Origin of the sequence: Streptomyces sp. NPDC029216 (genome assembly GCF_040648015.1) — a bacterium.
Classification (GTDB): Bacteria; Actinomycetota; Actinomycetes; order Streptomycetales; family Streptomycetaceae; genus Streptomyces.
Window position 1 is genome coordinate 1 of record NZ_JBEZWL010000081.1, and the last position, 18,461, is coordinate 18,461.

Below are 18,461 nucleotides of genomic sequence, written 5' to 3' on the forward strand. Positions count from 1 at the left end.
CGGCCGCGCTGCCCGCGGCCCCGGCCCCTTCCCGCCTCAGAGGCGTTCGATGATCGTGACGTTGGCCTGGCCGCCGCCCTCGCACATCGTCTGGAGGCCGTAGCGGCCGCCGGTGCGTTCCAGCTCGTGCAGGAGCGTGGTCATCAGTTTCACGCCGGTCGCCCCCAGGGGGTGGCCCAGGGCGATCGCGCCGCCGTTGACGTTGACCCGGGCGGGGTCGGCGCCCGTCTCCTTCAGCCAGGCCAGCACCACCGGGGCGAAGGCCTCGTTGATCTCGACCAGGTCGATGGCGTCCAGGGTCAGGCCCGTCTTCTTCAAGGCGTGCGCGGTGGCGGGGATGGGGGCCGACAGCATCCGGATCGGGTCCTCGCCGCGCACCGACAGGTGGTGGATCCGGGCGCGGGGCGTGAGGCCGTGTTCCGCCACCGCCCGCTCGGAGGCGATCAGCATCGCCGCGGCGCCGTCCGAGACCTGGGAGGAGACGGCCGCCGTGATGGTGCCGCCCGCGACGACCGGCTTGAGGCCGGCCATCTTCTCCAGGGTGGTGTCGCGGCGCGGGCCCTCGTCCACGGCCACGTCCCCGTACGGGACGGTCTCGCGGTCGAAGCGGCCCTCGTCGATCGCGCGGACGGCCCGCCGGTGGGAGGTGAGGGCGAACTCCTCCATGTCCCGCCGGGAGATCCCCCACTTCTCGGCGATGAGCTGCGCGCCGTGGAACTGGTTGACGGGGGCGTCCCCGTACCGGGCGCGCCAGCCGGCCGAGCCCGCGTAGGGGCCCTCGGTGAGGCCCAGCGGCTCGGCCGCCTGCCGGGAGGCGAAGGCGATCGGGATCATCGACATGTTCTGGGTGCCGCCCGCGACGACCAGGTCCTGGGTGCCGGAGAGGACGCCCTGCGCGGCGAAGTGCACGGCCTGCTGGGAGGAGCCGCACTGCCGGTCGACGGTGACGCCCGGGACCTCCTCGGGCAGCCCGGCGGCGAGCCAGGCGGTCCGTGCGATGTCCCCCGCCTGCGGGCCGACCGTGTCGAGGCAGCCGAACACCACGTCCTCCACGGCGGCCGGGTCCACCCCGGACCGCTCGACGAGCGCCTTGAGCACGTGCGCGCCCAGGTCCGCGGGGTGGACCTGGGACAGGCCGCCGCCGCGCCGCCCGACGGGGGTGCGTACGGCGTCGACTATGTAGGCCTCGGGCATCGGGGGCTCCTCTGCGGGTCTGCTGGCTGGCGTTTACGGGCGTACGGCGATCCCGTCGAGCACCATCGACAGGTACTGGCGGGCGATCTCCTCGGGGCTGTGCTGGCCGCCCGGCCGGTACCAGGACGCCGCGACCCACACCGTGTCGCGCACGAACCGGTAGGTGAGGCGGATGTCGAGGTCGGCGCGGAAGACACGGGCGGCGACCCCCCGCTCCAGCGTCCCCAGCCACGCCTTCTCGAACTTCACCTGGGAGTCGGAGAGGTAGTGGAAGCGGGGCTGCGCGGAGAGGGTGCGGGCCTCCTTCTGGTAGATCGCGACGGCGGCGCGGTGCCGGTCGATCTCCCGGAAGGACTCGGTGACGAGGGCCTCGATGGTCTCCCGGGGGCCGAGGCCGGCGGCGAGGACGGTGTCGTACCCGTCCCACAGCTCGTTCAGGAAGGCCGAGAGGATCTCGTCGAGCATCGATTCCTTGGAATCGAAGTGGTAGTAGAGGCTGCCGGCGAGCATCCCGGCGGCGTCGGCGATCTTGCGGACGGTGGTGGCGTTGTAGCCCTGGGCGGCGAAGACCTCGGCGGCGGTGTCGAGGAGCTCGCGGCGCCGCTCGGGTGAGGGGGTCACCTGCGGCTTCTTCTTCGCGGGCGGCTTGGCGGTCGGCTCGTTCGTCGGTTCGTTCGTTGGCACGGGCCCATTCTCGGCCTAGGCGTGCTGGCTGCTGACGGAGACCGTCTCGCCCGTCATGTACGACGAGTAGCCGCTGGCCAGGAAGACGATGACGTTGGCGATCTCCCACGGCTCGGCGTACCGGCCGAAGGCCTCGCGGGCGGTGAGTTCGGCCAGCAGTTCCTCGCTGGTGACCTTCACCAGGTGCGGGTGCATGGCCAGGCTCGGGGCGACCGCGTTGACCCGTACGCCGAACCCGGCGGCCTCCAGCGCCGCGCAGCGGGTCAGGGCCATCACCCCGGCTTTGGCGGCGGCGTAGTGGGCCTGGCCGGTCTGGGCGCGCCAGCCGATGACGGAGGCGTTGTTGACGATGACGCCGGCGCGTCCGGAGTCCTTCAGGGCGCGCAGGGCGGCGCGGGTGCAGCGGAAGGTGCCGTTCAGGGTGACGTCGAGGACGCGGGTCCACTGCTCGTCGGTCATGTCGACGAGGGCGGCGGTGCCGCCGAGGCCGGCGTTGTTGACAACGACGTCGAGGCCTCCGTGGAGCCGCACGGCGTGGGCGAAGAGGGCCTGGACCTGGTCCTCGTCGGTGACGTCGCAGGGCAGGGAGGTGACGCGGGCCGCACCGAACCCGGCGGCGAGGGCCTCCTCGGTCTCCTTCAGGCGGCGGGCGTGGGCGTCGCTGATCAGGACGCGGGCCCCCTCCTCCAGGAAGCGGCGGGCGGTGGCGCCGCCGATCCCGGCCCCGGCGGCCGCGGTGATGACTGCGGTGCGGCCGCGCAGCAGGCCGTGGGCGGGGACGTACGCGGGCGCCTCGTTGCGGGACTCCTCGACGCTGCTCATGGCCGTACGTTAACCTACCAAACACTTGTTAGGGAAGGCGCGTGAAGGAGGCGGACGGCTGATGGATCTCGACCACTCCCCCGGGGTGGCGGCCTTCCGGGCCGAGGCCCGGGCCTGGCTGCACGACCACGTGCCGGACGGCCCGCTGCCCTCGCTGGAGACGGAGGAGGGCTTCGCGGCGCACCGGGAGTGGGAGGCGCACCTGCACGCCGGCCGCTGGTCGGCGGTGTCCTGGCCCGAGGAGTACGGGGGCCGGGGCGCGGACATCGAACGCTGGCTGGTCTTCGAGGAGGAGTACTGGGCGGCGGGCGCGCCCGGCCGGGTCTCGCAGAACGGGATCAGCCTGCTGGCCCCGACCCTCTTCGACCACGCCACGCCCGAGCAGCGGGCCCGGGTGCTGCCGCCCATGGCGAGCGGCGAGGTGATCTGGGCGCAGGCCTGGTCGGAGCCGGAGTCGGGCTCCGACCTGGCCTCGCTGAGGTCCCGGGCCGTGCGCACCGAGGGCGGCTGGCTGCTGTCGGGGCAGAAGACCTGGTCCTCGCGGGCCGCGTTCGCCGACCGGGCCTTCGGCATCTTCCGCACGGACCCGGGTGCCGCGAAGCCCCACCAGGGGCTGACGTACCTGATGTTCGACCTGCGCGCGCCGGGCGTGACGGTACGGCCCATCGGCCGCCTCGACGGCAAGCCGGCCTTCGCGGAACTCTTCCTGGACGAGGTCTTCGTCCCCGACGAGGACGTGATCGGGGAGCCGGGGCAGGGCTGGCGGATCGCGATGTCGACCACCGGCAACGAGCGGGGGCTGACCCTGCGCTCCCCCGGCCGGTTCCTGGCGGCCGCCGACAGGCTGGTCGGCCTGTGGCGGCAGGAGGGGGACCCGGCCGACACCGCGCTGCGGGACCGGGTCGCGGACGCGGTGGTCGGGGCGCGCGCCTACGCGCTGTTCACCTGGGCGGGCGCGACCCGCTTCGCGGCGGGCGGGGAGATCGGCGCCGAGTCCAGCCTGAACAAGGTGTTCTGGTCGCAGTACGACATCGCCCTGCACGAGACGGCCCTGGACCTGCTGGGCCCGGACGCGGAGCTGGCGCACGGGCCGTGGGCCGAGCCGTGGGTGTTCTCGCTGGCCGGGCCGATCTACGCGGGGACGAACGAGATCCAGCGCGACATCATCGCCGAGCGGCTGCTCGGCCTTCCGAAGGGCCGCCGCTGATGCGCTTCCAGCCGACCGGGGAACAGTCCGACTTCGCCCGCACCCTGCGCTCCCTGCTGGGCGCGGCGGAGGTTCCGGCGACGGTACGGGCCTGGGCGGCCGGGGACCACGGGCCCGGGCTGTCCCTGTGGTCCCGGCTCGCCGGCACGGGCCTGTGCGCGCTGGCCGCGCCGGAGGCGTACGAGGGGCTGGGTCCGCTGCCCGTGGAACTGGCGCTGGGCTTCGTGGAGCTGGGGCGGGCGGGGGTGCCGGGGCCGGTGGTGGAGACGGCGGCGGTGGTGGTGCTGCTGGGGGAGCTGGCCCGGCTCGGCGAGGAGGGGCCGGCGAAACGGTTCCTCCCGGGGCTGCTCGCGGGCGAGGCCCTGGCCACCCTGACCCTGCCGGGCGGTTCCCCGTACGCACTGGACGCGGACGCGGCCGCGTACTGCTTCAGGGTCACGGCGGCGGCGGGGGCTTCGGGTGAGCTGTGGCTGGCGGCGGGCTGCGGGGAGCGGCTGGCCTCCCTGGACCCGGCGCGTGGGCTGGCCGTCCCGTCGGCGGGCGGGGAACTGCTGGCCGCGGGCCCGGCCGTGCGGGCCGCCGCCGGGGTGGCCGCACGGTGGGCGCGGCTGCTGACGGCGGCCCAGTGCCTGGGCGTCGGCGAGGCGTTGCTGGGGCGCACGGTGGAGTACGCGAAGCAGCGGACCCAGTTCGGGACGCCGATCGGAGGTTTCCAGGCGGTCAAGCACCGGCTGGCGGACACCCTGCTGGACCTGGAGTTCGCCCGGCCGCTGCTGTGGGCGGCGGCGCTGTCCCTGTCGCCCGGGGACGTGGCGGCGGCGAAGCTGACCGCCGGCGAGGCGGCGTACGCGGCCGCCCGCACCGCCCTCCAGCTGCACGGCGCGGTCGGCTACACGGAGGAGCTGGACCTGTCGCTGTGGCTGCGCAAGGCGAGGCCACTGCGCGACGCCTGGGGCGGGCCGTCGGAGTGCCGGGCGGAGGTGATCCGCCGCCTGCCTCAGACGACGGCCACGCGCAGGGTGACGACGTAGTCCTCGTCGACCATCCCGTCCGGGAAGCGCTCGCGCAGCCGTGCCCGCTCGGCGTCGACGAACTCCCGGGTGCCGGGCTCACCGAGGAGGAGGAAGGCGGAGTGGCTGGCGAGGTTGGAGAGGTGCGCGTCCAACGGGATCCGGCGTGACCAGCGGACCTCGCGGGTGGTGGCGCCCAGCTCCTCCGGGTCCTCGCGCGGCGGGACCCCGGGGGCGGCCCGGAAGAGCGCGGCGATGCGTGCGTCCTGCTCGGCGATCCAGGGAACGGAGAGGTCCATGTCGTTCCACCAGAGCGCGAGGGCGCCGCCGGGGCGCAGCACGCGGCGGGCCTCGGGGACGGAGCGGGAGGGGTCGGTCCAGTGCCAGGCCTGGGCGTAGGTCAGCAGGTCGACGCTCCCGGAGGCCAGCGGCAGGCGGTCCCCGTCGCCGCGCACGAGGGGGATCGCGGGGTGCGCGCGCCGGAACTCGGCGGCCATCCCGTCGCCGGGCTCCACGGCGAGCACGCGCGCCCCGCGCGCGTGCAGCAGTGCACTGGCAATCCCGGTCCCGGCCCCCACATCGGCCACCCGGGCCCCGCGCAGCGACAGCCCGGCGAGCTCCTCGACGGCGTCGAACAGTGCGTCGGGGTAGCCGGGGCGGGAGGCGTGGTAGAGGGCGGCGGCGGCATCGAAGGACCTGGCACGTGTCGTCATGCGGCCATTCTTTACCGCCCGCCCGCGGCCGCCCCGCCGGCAGGGGGCGCCCCCGCTCAGCGGAACTCGCGCACCACCTCGGTCGTGGGCGGTGCGGTGCTGGACATGCGGTCGACCCTGGGGCCGGCCGTACCCCCGGGCCGGCGAATTCAGCGGCGCCGACGAGGCGCCGGGCGGCGTCGGCGGCGTGACAGCCGCAGCAGCGCCACCGTCTGGACCAGCAGCAGGCACCCCAGCCCCGCCGAGGCCGCGACGCCGTGCCCCTCCCAGGCCGTGGCCCCGAGCCGGGCGACCCCCACCGCGGTGAGCGCGACGAGGAACCGGGCCGCGAACTCCGCCTCGGTGCCGTGCGGCACGGCCGAGCCGGCCACGAACACCGCCAGCAGGACGGGGATCCACGGCGTCCCGGCATCCCTCAGGAGCACCGCGGCCCCCAACTCCACGGCGAGGAGCAGACAGTTGCGCAGGAGAAATCCAGGCATGGACACATCATGCCGGGGATAACCCGGTGCGCACCCGCTCCCGCCTCGACTAAGATCGAACACAAGGGCGGGGTCGTAGCACAGAGGTAGTGCGCCTACACAGCATGGAGGAGGACGCCGGTTCGAATCCGGCCGCCCCGCCCCCTTACTCCTCCGGCCCGCCGCCTGCTTCACGCGGGCGCGCTGGGCCGTGATCCGGTCGGAGTCCGGCATCCCGGCGGTCTTCGCCGACGCGCCCTCGGACCCGCCGCCGCCCCGTTCCGGACACGCCGTGACGTGCCGTACCGGGAAACGACGGTGGCCGCGCCCCCTGACACCGGCCCGGCCGATAGGCTCACCCCCAAGGACGGGGCCGTAGCACAGAGGTCGTTGCGCTTCCTTGCTCAGGAGGAGGACGCCGGTTCGAATCCGGCCGCCCCGTCCCCACCACCCCGCCTCCCCGTGCCGGCCAGCCAGGCCGCCGCCCCCGCCCGGGCCGCAGCCGCGGCCGGCAGCGGAAGGCCGAGGAAGCCGTGGAAGACCCCGGGGTGGAGCCGGACCTCGCAGTCCACCCCCGCCTCCCCCAGCCGGCGCGCGTACGCCAGCCCCTCGTCCCGCAGCAGGTCGCAGTCGGCCAGGACGATCAGCGTGCGCGGCAGCCCGGACAGGTCGGGAGCCCGCAGCGGCGAGACGTGCGGGTGCGCGGGGTCGCCCCCGTACTGGTCCCAGTACCAGGCCATGTGCGCGGCGGTGTGGAAGTACCCCCGCCCGTACGCCGCCACCGACTCGGAGCCCATCGACGCGTCCAGCGGCGGGTACACCAGCAGCTGGCCGGCGACCAGCGCGGGCGCGCGCAGCGCGGTGACCGCCGCCAGGTTGCCCCCGCTGGAGTCCCCCGCCACCACCACCCGCCCCGCGTCACAGCCCAGCCGGCCCGCCTCGGCCCGCGCCCACAACAGCACCTCCAGCGCGTCGTCGGCCGCCGCCGGCCAGGGGTGTTCGGGGGCCAGCCGGTAGCCGGCCGAGACGACCACCGCCCCCGAGGCGGCGGCCAGCTCGCGGCACAGGGCGTCATGGGTGTCCAGCCCGCACATCACCCAGCCCCCGCCGTGGAAGTACACGACGAGCACCCGCCCCCGCTCCCCCGGCGCGGGGTCGTACACCCGCACCGGCACCCCGGAGGCGACGGCGTCCCGCACCGAGGCCACCTCCGGCCCCCGCGCGCCCCCACCCGAGGCCGCCTCCGGCCCCCGCACACCCCCGCCCCGGGCCCCCGCCCGGTCCGGCCCGGCCGCCGCCGCCCGCAGGGCCGCCACGTCCCCGGGCCCGGGGAAGGCCACCGCCATCGCGTCGCACAGCCGCCGCGCGTCCGGCGACAGCGGGTCCCCCTTCGCTTGACCCCGGCTCATCGCGCCGTCATCCCCCCGTCGACCACGAACTCCGCGCCCGTCACGTAGGAGGAGGCCTCCGAGCACAGGAACAGCACCAGCTCCCCCACCTCCCCCGGCCGCCCCATCCGCCCCAGCGGCACGTGCGACCAGTCCCGCCCTCCGACCGCCCCGGCCACCATCGGCGTGTCGATGGCGCCCGGATGCACCGAGTTGACCCGGATCCCGTCCCCGGCCAGGTCCAGCGCCGCCGACCGGGTCAGCCCGCGCAGGCCGAACTTCGTGGACCCGTACGCCGCATGGCCCGGGATCCCGACCAGCCCGGCGGTGGAGGAGACGTTCACGATCGAACCGCCCCCGCCCGCGCGCAGCACCGGGGCCACCGCCTGGATGCCGAGGAAGGGCCCCAGCAGGTTGACCCGCAGCAGTTCCTCGAAGCCCTCCGCGCTCTGCTCCTCGACGTGCGCGGTGCGCCACAGGGCGGCGTTGTTGACCAGCGCCGACACCGTCCCGAAGGCGGCCACGGCCTCCTGCACCACCCCGGCCCAGCTGCCGGCGTCCGCCACGTCGTGCCGGACGAACAGCCCGCGGTCGCCCAGTTCCGCGGCGACCGCCCGGCCCTCCTCCGCCCGGACGTCCGTCACGACGACCCGCGCCCCGGCCCGCGCGCACAGCCGGGCCTCCTCGGCGCCCTGGCCGCGCCCGGCACCGGTGATGACGACGACCTTCCCGTCCAGCGAGATCACGCTTCCTCCTTGCGGACAGCGGAAGTTACGGCACACACATCCCTAATAGGAATATGTCTAACAGTCAGGTCCATCAGGGGGAAGGCCGCCGCCGCAACCGGTCGTAGACTGCGCTGCGTGGCAGACGACACGGCAGCACAGACCCCCGGGGGGGCCGACCGGCGCACGCTCCCCGCGACCAGCTGGGCAGTGCTCGGACTGCTCTCCTTCGGCGAGGAGCTCTCCGGCTACGACCTGAAGAAATGGTCGGACTGGTCGCTGCGCTTCTTCTACTGGAGCCCGTCCTTCAGCCAGATCTACAGCGAACTCAAGCGCCTGGAGACGGCCGGCTACGCCTCCTCCCGGATGGTCGCCCAGGACAGCGGCACCCGCGACAAGCGGGTGTACCGGATCACCGACGAGGGCATGGCCGCCGTACGGAGCTGGGCGCGCGAGACCCCCGTCGACCCGCCGGTGCTCAAGCACGGGCCGATGCTGCGGCTGTGGCTGGGCCACCTGCTGGAGCCGGAGCAGATGCGCGAACTGCTGCTCCAACAGCAGGAGTTCGCCGAGGGGATGCGCCGCGGGGCCGAGGCGGACGTGCAGGCGGCCGAGGCCGAGGCGGCCTGGGCCTACCCCACCCTCACCCTCAAGTGGGCCGAGCGGTACTACGCCTCCGAGCGCGACCTGGCGGCGGCCATGCTGGAGGACATCGAGGCCCTGAACGCCCGCAACGCCCCGGACGCCGCCCCGGACGCCCGTCCGCCGGCGGAGACCACCCCGTGACGACGGGCGGCGCCAGCGCCATCAACCTGCGCAAGGTGGAGGAAGCGGCCCCGGCCCTGGTCAGCCTCTACAAGAGCGCCGGCGTCTCCCTCCGCAAGCACGGCCTGGACGGCGGGCGGGCCGCCGTCTACCTGGTCCTGGACTACTCCGGGTCCATGCGCCCGTACTACGGCGACGGCACCGTGCAGGCCTTCGCGGACCGCGTCCTGGGCCTGTCGGCGCACCTCGACTCCGACGGCCGCGTACCGGTCGTCTTCTTCTCCACCGACGTCGACGCGATCGAGGAGGTCTCCCTCACCGGCCACGAGGGACGGGTCACGGAGATCGCCGCCGGCCTCGGCCACATGGGAAAGACCGCCTACCACCTGGCGATGGACGCCGTGATCGACCACTACCTGGACTCGGGATGCGCCGACCCGGCCCTGGTCGTCTTCCAGACGGACGGCGGCCCGGTCGACAAGCTCGCGGCGGAGAGGTACCTCTGCAAGGCGGCCCGGCTGCCCCTCTTCTGGCAGTTCGTCGGCTTCGGCAGCACGCGCAGCAGCCAGTTCGACTTCCTGCGCCGCCTGGACGAACTGCCCGTTCCGCAGAAACGGGTGGTGGACAACGCGGGCTACTTCCACGCCGGCCCCGACCCGCGCGCCGTACCGGACGCCGAACTGTACGACCGCCTCGTCGCCGAGTTCCCGGCCTGGCTGGCGGCGGCACGCCGGGCGGGCATCGTGCGCGCCTGACCGGCCGTCATCGGCGGCGCGCGCTTTGATGGGCGTATGACGACGAACAACTGGGCAGCGTTCGAGAAGGCGGAACCGGAGTTCGCGGCGGCGGTCCGGGCCCGCTTCGCGCAGTTCCCGCACCACGTCCTGGCCACCCTGCGCAAGGACGGCTCGCCCCGGGTGACCGGGCTCAACGTGGAGTTCCGCGGCGGCGAAATGTGGCTGGGCATGATGGCGGGCTCGGTGAAGGCCCGCGACCTCCAGCGGGACCCGCGCTTCGCCCTGCACACCAACCCCGGGCCGGACGACACCATGCCGGACGGGGACGTACGGATCTCCGGACGCGCGGTGGAGATCGTCGACCCTCCCGAACTCCACCGCTACGCGGAGGAGAAGGACACCCCGCACCCCTTCCACCTCTTCCACGCCGACCTGACCGAGGTGGTCCACACCGCCGTGGACGGCGAGGAACTGGTGATCCGCACCTGGACCCCGACCCGCGGCCTACACGCCCTACGCCGCGGCAACGACGACGAACCACCCCGCGAGGCCCCGGCGGGCTGACCGAGACCGCGGCGCCGCGCCCTCGTTTGCTACCCACCCCAGCAGAACCGGGAAGCCGCCCAGTGGGCCGCTCAGCAGGTCGCCGACCGCGAGATCGACCCACCGGCCCCCCTACGCGCCGAGTACGCGCAGGGGAAACCGACGCCCCCGGGGAGCAGGGCGGCGGCGCCCGTTGTCAGTGCCGCCCCCTAGCGTGGAGGAAGGCGAACACACCACCGGGGGGACCCATGAAGCACACGTTCCAGGGACGACGCACCACGCTCGCGCTCGCGGCGACCACTGCGGCCCTCGTCCTGACCGCCGGCGCCGCCCAGGCGGCGGAGCCGGGCGAGCTCCTTCCCTACCCGGGGCCGGACGGCGTGATCTGGGTCCCCGAACAGACCGGCTCCAGCGGCTTCGTCTCGGGCGGCCTGTCCCCGTACCTGGACACCTACACCACCTTCGCCTGCGAGGGAGGCGGCAGCATGGTGGTCTCCTTCACCCTCGACGAATACCCGGACCGCAACCCGGCCCCCTTCACCCTGAACTGCCCCGAGGACGCCCCGGCCCGCATCACGATCCCCCTGGGCACGGGCCTCCACGGCGGCTTCGGAGCCGTGGTCACCACCTCGACCCCCACCCTCCGCTGGGCCGCGGTGGTCGTCCAGCCCGAGTAGCCGGCCGAAACGCCACGGCGCCCGTCATCCCTGGTCGGGGACATGACGGGCGCCGCGTCGAGTGCCGTACACCGTTGTACGGACCGTATGAGGGGTCTCCCCGGGGGGGAGGGGTGACGGGTTACACCATCAGGGAGCGGTCCGTCGGCTTGACCGGGTACGGGAGGGCGCTGGTGCCCGTCAGGTAGCGGTCCACGCCGCGGGCGGCCGAGCGGCCCTCCGCGATGGCCCAGACGATCAGCGACTGGCCGCGGCCGGCGTCGCCGGCGACGAAGACGCCGTCGGCGCTGGTCGCGTACGAGGCGTCGCGGGCGATGTTGCCCCGCTCGTCCAGGTCCACGCCGAACTGCTCGACCAGGCCGTTGGACTGGTCGGTGCCGGTGAAGCCCATCGCCAGGGTGACCAGCTGCGCGGGGAGGACGCGCTCGGTGCCGGCCTTCTGGACGAGCTTGCCGTCCTCGAAGGAGACCTCGACCAGGTGCAGGGCCTGGACGTTGCCGTCCTCGTCGCCCTCGAAGTGGGTGGTGGAGACGGAGTAGATCCGCTCGCCGCCCTCCTCGTGGGCCGAGGTGACCTTGTACAGCATGGGGAAGGTCGGCCAGGGCTGGCTGGTCGGGTTCCGCTCCTCGTTGGGGCGGGGCATGATCTCCAGCTGGGTGACCGAGAGGGCGCCCTGGCGGTGGGCGGTGCCGACGCAGTCCGCGCCGGTGTCGCCGCCGCCGATGACGACCACGTGCTTGCCCTCGGCCGTGATGGGGGGCGCCATGAAGTCGCCCTCCTGGACCTTGTTCGCGAGCGGGAGGTACTCCATCGCGAAGTGGATGCCCTTGAGCTCACGGCCCGGGACGGGGAGGTCGCGGGAGACGGTGGCGCCCGCCGCGACGACCACCGCGTCGAAGCGCTTGCGCAGGTCCGTCGCCGTGATGTCGCGGCCGACCTCGATGCCCGTGCGGAACTTGGTGCCCTCCGCGCGCATCTGCTCGATGCGGCGGTTGATGTGCACCTTCTCCATCTTGAACTCGGGGATGCCGTAGCGCAGCAGGCCGCCGATGCGGTCGGCGCGCTCGTACACGACCACGGTGTGGCCGGCCCGGGTCAGCTGCTGGGCGGCGGCCAGGCCGGCCGGGCCGGAGCCGATGACGGCCACGGTCTTGCCGGACAGGCGCTCCGGGGCCTGCGGGGTGACGTCGCCGTTGTCCCAGGCCTGGTCGATGATCGAGACTTCGACGTTCTTGATCGTGACGGCCGGCTGGTTGATGCCGAGGACGCACGCCGACTCGCACGGGGCGGGGCACAGGCGGCCGGTGAACTCCGGGAAGTTGTTCGTCGCGTGGAGGCGCTCCGACGCCGCCGCCCAGTCCTCGCGGTACGCGTAGTCGTTCCACTCCGGGATCAGGTTCCCGAGCGGGCAGCCGTTGTGGCAGAACGGGATGCCGCAGTCCATGCAGCGGCCGGCCTGCTTGCTGATGATCGGGAGCAGCGAGCCCTTGACGTAGACCTCGTTCCAGTCCGTGAGGCGCTCGGCCACGGGACGGGTGCAGGCGGTCTCGCGCGGGGTGGTGAGGAAGCCCTTCGGGTCAGCCATGGGTCGCCGCCTCCATCATCTTCTCGGTGGTCTCGGACTCGGAGAGTCCGGCCAGCTCAGCGGCGTCCTTGGCGGCGAGCACTGCCTTGTACGTGGTCGGGATGATCTTGCTGAAGCGGGCCGCCGCGGCGTCCCAGTCAGCCAGGAGCTTCGCGGCCACGGTCGAGCCGGTCTCCTCCTCGTGGCGGCGCACCACATCGTGCAGCCACTGCTTGTCCTCGTCCGAGGGGGCCTCGACGGCCTCCGCGTTGCCGGAGTTGACCTGACGGGGGTCGAGGTCGATGACGTAGGCGACGCCGCCGGACATGCCCGCCGCGAAGTTGCGGCCGGTCTCGCCGAGGACGACGGCCGTGCCGCCGGTCATGTACTCGCAGCCGTGGTCGCCCACGCCCTCCGAGACGACCAGGGCGCCGGAGTTGCGGACGCAGAAGCGCTCGCCGGTGCGGCCGCGCAGGAACATCTCGCCGCCGGTGGCGCCGTAGCCGATGGTGTTGCCGGCGATGACGGAGTACTCGGCGAGGTGGTCGGCGCCGCGGTCGGGGCGGACCACGACGCGGCCGCCGGAGAGGCCCTTGCCGACGTAGTCGTTCGCGTCGCCCTCCAGGCGGAGGGTGACGCCCTTGGGGAGGAAGGCGCCGAAGGACTGGCCGGCCGAACCCGTGAAGGTCAGGTCGATGGTGTTGTCGGGCAGGCCCGCGCCGCCGAACTTCTTGGTGACGTGGTGGCCGAGCATGGTGCCGACGGTCCGGTTGATGTTGCGGATGGCGACCTGGGCGCGGACCGGCTGGGCCTCCTCGGCGGTGGCCGCGTTCAGCGCGTCGGCGGCGAGCTCGATGAGCTCGTTGTCGAGGGCCTTCTCCAGACCGTGGTCCTGCTCGACCAGGGCGTGGCGGACCGCGCCCTCGGGCAGGTCCGGCACGTGGAAGAGGGGCTCCAGGTCGAGGCCCTGCGCCTTCCAGTGGGTGACGGCCTTGCTGGTGTCGAGGAGCTCGGCGTGGCCGACGGCCTCCTCGATGGTGCGGAAGCCCAGCTCCGCGAGGATCTCGCGGACCTCTTCGGCGATGAACTCGAAGAAGTTCACGACGAACTCGGGCTTGCCGGAGAAGCGGTCGCGCAGGACCGGGTTCTGGGTGGCGATGCCGACCGGGCAGGTGTCCAGGTGGCAGACGCGCATCATGACGCAGCCGGAGACGACGAGCGGCGCGGTCGCGAAACCGAACTCCTCGGCGCCGAGCAGCGCGGCGATGACCACGTCGCGGCCGGTCTTGAGCTGGCCGTCGGTCTGGACGACGATGCGGTCGCGCAGGCCGTTGAGCAGCAGGGTCTGCTGGGTCTCGGCGAGGCCGAGCTCCCACGGGCCGCCCGCGTGCTTGAGCGAGGTGAGCGGGGAGGCGCCCGTTCCGCCGTCGTGGCCGGAGATCAGGACGACGTCCGCGTGGGCCTTGGAGACGCCGGCCGCGACCGTTCCGACGCCGACCTCGGACACGAGCTTCACGTGGATGCGCGCGACCGGGTTGGCGTTCTTGAGGTCGTGGATCAGCTGGGCCAGGTCCTCGATGGAGTAGATGTCGTGGTGCGGCGGCGGGGAGATCAGGCCGACGCCGGGCGTCGAGTGACGCGTCTTGGCGACCCACGGGTAGACCTTGTGGCCGGGCAGCTGGCCGCCCTCGCCGGGCTTGGCGCCCTGGGCCATCTTGATCTGGATGTCGTCCGCGTTGACCAGGTACTCGGAGGTGACGCCGAAGCGGCCGGAGGCGACCTGCTTGATCGACGAGCGCCGCGCCGGGTCGTACAGGCGGTCCGGGTCCTCGCCGCCCTCACCGGTGTTGGACTTGGCGCCCAGCTGGTTCATGGCGATGGCGAGGGTCTCGTGCGCCTCCTTGGAGATGGAGCCGTACGACATGGCGCCGGTGGAGAAGCGCTTGACGATCTCGGAGACCGGCTCGACCTCGTCGATGGAGATCGACGGGCGGTCGGACTTGAAGCCGAACAGGCCGCGGAGCGTCATGAGGCGCTCGGACTGCTCGTTCACCCGGTCCGTGTACTTGCGGAAGATGTCGTACCGGCGGTTGCGGGTGGCGTGCTGGAGGCGGAAGACCGTCTCCGGGTCGAACAGGTGCGGCTCGCCCTCGCGGCGCCACTGGTACTCGCCGCCGATCTCCAGGGCGCGGTGCGTGGCCGCGATGCCGGAGACCGGGTACGCCTTGGCGTGGCGGGCGGCCACCTCCTTGGCGATGACGTCCAGGCCGGCGCCGCCGATCTTGGTGGCGGTGCCCGCGAAGTACGTGCCGACGAACTCCTCGTTCAGGCCGACGGCCTCGAAGACCTGGGCGCCGCGGTAGGAGGCGACGGTGGAGATGCCCATCTTGGACATGACCTTCAGGACGCCCTTGCCGAGGGCGTAGATCAGGTTCTTGATGGCCTGCTCGGGCTCGATGCCCTCGATGAACGTGCCGGCGCGCAGCAGGTCCTCGACGGACTCCATGGCCAGGTACGGGTTGACGGCCGCGGCGCCGTAGCCGATGAGCAGGGCGACGTGGTGGACCTCGCGGACGTCGCCGGCCTCGACCAGCAGGCCCACCTGGGTGCGCTGCTTGGTGGCGATGAGGTGGTGGTGCACGGCGGAGGTGAGCAGCAGCGAGGGGATCGGCGCGTGCTCGGCGTCCGAGTGGCGGTCCGACAGGACGATGAGGCGGGCGCCGGCCGCGATGGCGGCGTCGGCCTCGGCGCGGATCTCCTCGATGCGGGCGGCGAGGGCCTCGCCGCCGCCGGAGACCCGGTAGAGGCCGGAGAGCGTGGCGGCCTTCATGCCGGGCATGTCGCCGTCGGCGTTGATGTGGATGAGCTTGGCCAGCTCGTCGTTGTCGATCACCGGGAAGGGCAGGGTGACGCTGCGGCAGGACGCGGCGGTCGGCTCCAGCAGGTTGGACTGCGGGCCGATCGAGGAGAGCAGCGAGGTGACGAGTTCCTCGCGGATGGCGTCCAGCGGCGGGTTGGTGACCTGCGCGAAGAGCTGGGTGAAGTAGTCGAAGAGCAGCCGGGGGCGCTCGGACAGGGCGGCGATCGGGGAGTCCGTGCCCATGGAGCCGAGCGGCTCGCCGCCCGTGCGGGCCATGGGGGCGAGGATGACGCGCAGCTCTTCCTCGGTGTAGCCGAAGGTCTGCTGGCGGCGGGTGACCGAGGCGTGGGTGTGGACGATGTGCTCGCGCTCGGGCAGGTCCGTCAGCTCGATCTCGCCGGTCTCCAGCCAGTCCGCGTACGGGGCGGCGGCGGCGAGCTCGTTCTTGATCTCGTCGTCCTCGATGATCCGCTTCTGGGCGGTGTCGACGAGGAACATCCTGCCGGGCTGGAGGCGGCCCTTGCGGACGACCTTGGCCGGGTCGATGTCGAGGACGCCGACCTCGGAGCCGAGGACGACGAGGCCGTCGTCGGTGACCCAGTAGCGGCCGGGGCGCAGACCGTTGCGGTCGAGGACCGCGCCGACCTGGGTGCCGTCGGTGAAGGTGACGCAGGCCGGGCCGTCCCAGGGCTCCATCAGCGTGGAGTGGTACTGGTAGAACGCGCGTCGGGCCGGGTCCATGGAGCTGTGGTTCTCCCACGCCTCCGGGATCATCATCAGCACGCTGTGCGGCAGGGAGCGGCCGCCGAGGTGGAGCAGCTCCAGGACCTCGTCGAAGGAGGCGGAGTCGGAGGCGTCCGGGGTGCAGATCGGGAAGATGCGGTCCAGGGCGGCCTCGCCGAAGGCGGAGGTGGCCAGCTGGGACTCGCGGGCCTTCATCCAGTTCCGGTTGCCCTTGACCGTGTTGATCTCGCCGTTGTGCGCGACGAAGCGGTACGGGTGGGCGAGCGGCCAGGACGGGAAGGTGTTCGTCGAGAACCGGGAGTGGACCAGGGCGAGCGCCGAGGCGAAGCGGCGGTCGGAGAGGTCCGGGAAGAAGGGCTCCAGCTGGCCGGTGGTCAGCATGCCCTTGTAGACGATCGTGCGGGCGGAGAGCGACGGGAAGTAGACCCCGGCCTCGCGCTCGGCGCGCTTGCGCAGGACGAAGGCCTTGCGGTCCAGCTCGATGCCGGTGGTCCCTTCCCCAGACTCCGTCGGGGAGGGGCCCCCACTGACGAACAGCTGGGAGAAGGCGGGCATCGTGGTGCGCGCGCCGTTGCCGAGCAGGTCGGGGGTGACCGGGACCTCGCGCCAGCCGAGGACCGTGAGGTTCTCCTCGGCGGCGATGGCCTCGATCTGCTCCACGGCGACGGCCTGTGCGGTGCCGTCGGCGGGGAGGAAGGCGATGCCGACGGCGTAGGCGCCGGCCTCGGGGAGCTCGAATCCCGCGACCTCGCGCAGGAAGGCGTCCGGGACCTGGGACAGGATGCCCGCGCCGTCGCCGGAGTCCGGCTCGGAGCCGGTGGCGCCGCGGTGCTCGAGGTTCCGCAGGACGGTCAGGGCCTGCTCAACGAGAGTGTGGGTGGCCTCGCCGGTGAGGTTCGCCACGAATCCGACGCCGCAGGCGTCCTTCTCGTTGCGGGGGTCGTACATGCCCTGCTGGGCGGGGCGACCGTCCATGGGCGACCAGGCGGTGTTGCTGGGGCCGGTCGCGGAGTGCGTGGATGCGGAACGCATCGGCTCTCCCGTCGTCGTCGTGGCAATGTGCTGGCCGAGGGACGACGTTGGCCCTCTGCGAAATTTCGTGCAGGTTACATGATGACGGCAATCCCGAGAAGCGGATATGGCATTCCAGCATGCGGACACTGCACGAGGCAGAAAGAAGGGACCTTCGGTGGGCTGCGGGGGGTGGAGCGAAACTTTCCGCGAACACGGCACGGGATGAAGGTCCCGGCGCGAAACGGGCATCTTTGCCCGGCGCCCTGGTCTGATGCCCGGCGGCAACGGAAGTGAAACCACCGGATCCGAGACTACTTATGTTGTGTTCTGCATAGTGTCTCACTCCCAGGCCGCTTAGCCTATGGCGCCGCCGATCCAGGTTCCCAGGACGTACGTCACACCGGCCGCGGCACCACCCAGGACAAGCTGGCGCATACCGCTGTACCACCAGGACCGGGCCGTCACCCGGGCCACCACCGCGCCGCAGGCGAAGAGCCCGGCGAGCGCCAGCAGCACCGCCGGCCACAGGGCGGTCGCCCCGAGCAGGTAGGGCAGTACGGGGAGCAGCGCGCCCAGCGCGAAGGAGCCGAACGACGAGACGGCCGCGACCAGCGGCGACGGCAGGTCGTCGGGGTCTATGCCGAGCTCCTCACGGGCGTGGATCTCCAGCGCCTGCTCCGGGTCACGGGACAGCTGCATCGCGACCTCGCGGGCGAGCGCGGGCTCGACCCCGCGCGAGACGTAGAGCTCGGCGAGCTCCTCCATCTCGTCGACTGGGTGCTTGCGCAGCTGCTGGCGCTCCACGTCCAGCTCGGCGAGGACCAGCTCGCGCTGCGAGGCGACGGAGGTGTACTCGCCGGCCGCCATCGAGAAGGCGCCGGCGGCCAGCCCGGCGAGACCGGTGATGACGATGGTCTGCGGGGCCACCGCGCCGCCGGCGACACCGGTCATCAGGGCGAGGTTGGAGACGAGGCCGTCCATGGCGCCGAAGACGGCCGGGCGCAGCCATCCGCCGTTGACGTCGCGGTGGGTGTGGTTGTCGCGGTGGGCGGTGTGCAGCGGCGCTTCGGTGTCGATGATGGACATGCGGCGTATCTCCCCTTTTCGCATGAGCGGGTACGCGAAGGCAGCGCGCAGCCGTGCCCACCCCGGGCACTCCCCTGAACACCTCGAAAGTACGCACGATTTTCGGCTCCCGCCAGCAAGGAAGGCCGTACTTACCTGGGGTTTCGCGGGTCGGCGACCGGGTGACGGCGGTCTCCGGGGGGTGTTTCGCGGCGACCGACAAACCACATGGCGTGGCACAAATCCCCCAGGGGCTCATGATGGGGCCCATCACGTCGGAGAGGCGCG

General features: G+C 72.9%; 17 protein-coding genes and 2 tRNA genes. 9 read left to right on the forward strand and 10 right to left on the reverse strand.

Annotated features, from left to right (window positions below; translation table 11 throughout):
* Positions 1-36: 36 nt before the first annotated feature.
* The 3 genes from AB0F18_RS25545 to AB0F18_RS25555 are packed head-to-tail and all read right to left on the reverse strand — an operon-like array spanning position 37 to position 2,700.
* On the reverse strand, positions 37-1,194 hold the full coding sequence (locus tag AB0F18_RS25545; RefSeq protein ID WP_362064479.1) for an acetyl-CoA C-acetyltransferase: 1,158 nt from the start codon (positions 1,192-1,194) through the stop codon (positions 37-39).
* A 33-nt stretch (positions 1,195-1,227) separates the two neighbouring features.
* Complete coding sequence (locus AB0F18_RS25550; protein WP_362064481.1) at positions 1,228-1,878, reverse strand: TetR/AcrR family transcriptional regulator; 651 nt, start codon at positions 1,876-1,878, stop codon at positions 1,228-1,230.
* A 15-nt stretch (positions 1,879-1,893) separates the two neighbouring features.
* Positions 1,894-2,700 (reverse strand): SDR family oxidoreductase, encoded by an 807-nt coding sequence (locus tag AB0F18_RS25555; protein ID WP_362064483.1) that lies wholly within the window; start codon positions 2,698-2,700, stop codon positions 1,894-1,896.
* Positions 2,701-2,761: 61 nt separating this feature from the next.
* Between AB0F18_RS25555 and AB0F18_RS25560 the strand changes: the two genes are divergently transcribed.
* Both AB0F18_RS25560 and AB0F18_RS25565 read left to right on the forward strand, forming a co-directional pair.
* Positions 2,762-3,907, forward strand: coding sequence for an acyl-CoA dehydrogenase family protein (locus AB0F18_RS25560; RefSeq protein ID WP_362064484.1), 1,146 nt, complete (start codon positions 2,762-2,764; stop codon positions 3,905-3,907).
* A complete protein-coding gene (locus AB0F18_RS25565) occupies positions 3,907-4,938 on the forward strand; it encodes an acyl-CoA dehydrogenase family protein (protein WP_362064486.1) in 1,032 nt (343 codons plus the stop codon). Before AB0F18_RS25560 ends, AB0F18_RS25565 begins: the two co-directional genes overlap by 1 nt.
* Here AB0F18_RS25565 and AB0F18_RS25570 read toward each other — a convergent pair.
* Positions 4,905-5,630: a class I SAM-dependent methyltransferase gene (locus AB0F18_RS25570; RefSeq protein WP_362064488.1), complete on the reverse strand. Its 726-nt coding sequence runs from the start codon at positions 5,628-5,630 to the stop codon at positions 4,905-4,907. The genes AB0F18_RS25565 and AB0F18_RS25570 overlap by 34 nt on opposite strands.
* Positions 5,631-5,779: 149 nt before the next feature.
* The gene (locus tag AB0F18_RS25575) at positions 5,780-6,112 is read right to left on the reverse strand and encodes a hypothetical protein (RefSeq protein ID WP_362064490.1); all 333 of its coding nucleotides are present in this window, start codon (positions 6,110-6,112) and stop codon (positions 5,780-5,782) included.
* Positions 6,113-6,179: 67 nt separating this feature from the next.
* Here AB0F18_RS25575 and AB0F18_RS25580 point away from each other — a divergent pair.
* Both AB0F18_RS25580 and AB0F18_RS25585 read left to right on the forward strand, forming a co-directional pair.
* Positions 6,180-6,254 (forward strand) — tRNA-Ala (locus AB0F18_RS25580).
* A 203-nt stretch (positions 6,255-6,457) separates the two neighbouring features.
* Positions 6,458-6,538, forward strand: a tRNA-Ser gene (locus AB0F18_RS25585).
* Here the strand turns inward: AB0F18_RS25585 and AB0F18_RS25590 are convergent.
* The gene (locus AB0F18_RS25590) at positions 6,496-7,266 is read right to left on the reverse strand and encodes an alpha/beta hydrolase (protein WP_362064527.1); all 771 of its coding nucleotides are present in this window, start codon (positions 7,264-7,266) and stop codon (positions 6,496-6,498) included. The genes AB0F18_RS25585 and AB0F18_RS25590 overlap by 43 nt on opposite strands.
* Here AB0F18_RS25590 and AB0F18_RS25595 point away from each other — a divergent pair.
* A complete protein-coding gene (locus AB0F18_RS25595; protein WP_362064492.1) occupies positions 7,169-7,489 on the forward strand; it encodes a hypothetical protein in 321 nt (106 codons plus the stop codon). The genes AB0F18_RS25590 and AB0F18_RS25595 overlap by 98 nt on opposite strands.
* 7 nt (positions 7,490-7,496) lie before the next feature.
* Here the strand turns inward: AB0F18_RS25595 and AB0F18_RS25600 are convergent, their stop codons facing one another.
* Entirely contained in the window at positions 7,497-8,225 is a 729-nt protein-coding gene (locus tag AB0F18_RS25600; protein WP_362064494.1) for a glucose 1-dehydrogenase, read from the reverse strand.
* Between the two features lie 108 nt (positions 8,226-8,333).
* On the opposite strand from AB0F18_RS25600, the gene AB0F18_RS25605 reads away from it, so the two are divergent.
* From AB0F18_RS25605 to AB0F18_RS25620, 4 genes are all read left to right on the forward strand, one after another.
* Positions 8,334-8,990 carry a PadR family transcriptional regulator gene (locus AB0F18_RS25605; protein ID WP_362064529.1) on the forward strand — a complete coding sequence of 219 codons (657 nt, stop codon included), beginning with the start codon at positions 8,334-8,336 and terminating at the stop codon, positions 8,988-8,990.
* Positions 8,987-9,724, forward strand: coding sequence for a VWA domain-containing protein (locus AB0F18_RS25610; RefSeq protein WP_362064495.1), 738 nt, complete (start codon positions 8,987-8,989; stop codon positions 9,722-9,724). Before AB0F18_RS25605 ends, AB0F18_RS25610 begins: the two co-directional genes overlap by 4 nt.
* A 36-nt stretch (positions 9,725-9,760) precedes the next feature.
* Positions 9,761-10,270 carry a pyridoxamine 5'-phosphate oxidase family protein gene (locus tag AB0F18_RS25615; RefSeq protein WP_362064497.1) on the forward strand — a complete coding sequence of 170 codons (510 nt, stop codon included), beginning with the start codon at positions 9,761-9,763 and terminating at the stop codon, positions 10,268-10,270.
* Positions 10,271-10,497: 227 nt separating this feature from the next.
* Positions 10,498-10,926 (forward strand): hypothetical protein, encoded by a 429-nt coding sequence (locus tag AB0F18_RS25620; RefSeq protein WP_362064499.1) that lies wholly within the window; start codon positions 10,498-10,500, stop codon positions 10,924-10,926.
* Positions 10,927-11,047: 121 nt separating this feature from the next.
* Here the strand turns inward: AB0F18_RS25620 and AB0F18_RS25625 are convergent, their stop codons facing one another.
* From AB0F18_RS25625 to AB0F18_RS25635, 3 genes are all read right to left on the reverse strand, one after another.
* Positions 11,048-12,511, reverse strand: coding sequence for a glutamate synthase subunit beta (locus AB0F18_RS25625; protein ID WP_362064501.1), 1,464 nt, complete (start codon positions 12,509-12,511; stop codon positions 11,048-11,050).
* On the reverse strand, positions 12,504-17,126 hold the full coding sequence (gene gltB / locus AB0F18_RS25630; protein WP_362064503.1) for a glutamate synthase large subunit: 4,623 nt from the start codon (positions 17,124-17,126) through the stop codon (positions 12,504-12,506). The genes AB0F18_RS25625 and gltB overlap by 8 nt, the downstream gene beginning before the upstream one ends.
* 336 nt (positions 17,127-17,462) lie before the next feature.
* Positions 17,463-18,194 carry a VIT1/CCC1 transporter family protein gene (locus AB0F18_RS25635; RefSeq protein WP_362064505.1) on the reverse strand — a complete coding sequence of 244 codons (732 nt, stop codon included), beginning with the start codon at positions 18,192-18,194 and terminating at the stop codon, positions 17,463-17,465.
* Between the last annotated feature and the right edge of the window lie 267 nt (positions 18,195-18,461).

Coding starts and splice junctions, on each gene's coding strand:
- AB0F18_RS25545 (WP_362064479.1), bottom strand. CDS start 1,194: ATGCCCGAGGCCTACATAGTCGACGCCGTACGCACCCCCGTCGGGCGG.
- AB0F18_RS25555 (WP_362064483.1), bottom strand. CDS start 2,700: ATGAGCAGCGTCGAGGAGTCCCGCAACGAGGCGCCCGCGTACGTCCCC.
- AB0F18_RS25560 (WP_362064484.1), top strand. CDS start 2,762: ATGGATCTCGACCACTCCCCCGGGGTGGCGGCCTTCCGGGCCGAGGCC.
- AB0F18_RS25565 (WP_362064486.1), top strand. CDS start 3,907: ATGCGCTTCCAGCCGACCGGGGAACAGTCCGACTTCGCCCGCACCCTG.
- AB0F18_RS25570 (WP_362064488.1), bottom strand. CDS start 5,630: ATGACGACACGTGCCAGGTCCTTCGATGCCGCCGCCGCCCTCTACCAC.
- AB0F18_RS25575 (WP_362064490.1), bottom strand. CDS start 6,112: ATGCCTGGATTTCTCCTGCGCAACTGTCTGCTCCTCGCCGTGGAGTTG.
- AB0F18_RS25615 (WP_362064497.1), top strand. CDS start 9,761: ATGACGACGAACAACTGGGCAGCGTTCGAGAAGGCGGAACCGGAGTTC.
- AB0F18_RS25620 (WP_362064499.1), top strand. CDS start 10,498: ATGAAGCACACGTTCCAGGGACGACGCACCACGCTCGCGCTCGCGGCG.
- AB0F18_RS25625 (WP_362064501.1), bottom strand. CDS start 12,511: ATGGCTGACCCGAAGGGCTTCCTCACCACCCCGCGCGAGACCGCCTGC.
- gltB (WP_362064503.1), bottom strand. CDS start 17,126: ATGCGTTCCGCATCCACGCACTCCGCGACCGGCCCCAGCAACACCGCC.
- AB0F18_RS25635 (WP_362064505.1), bottom strand. CDS start 18,194: ATGTCCATCATCGACACCGAAGCGCCGCTGCACACCGCCCACCGCGAC.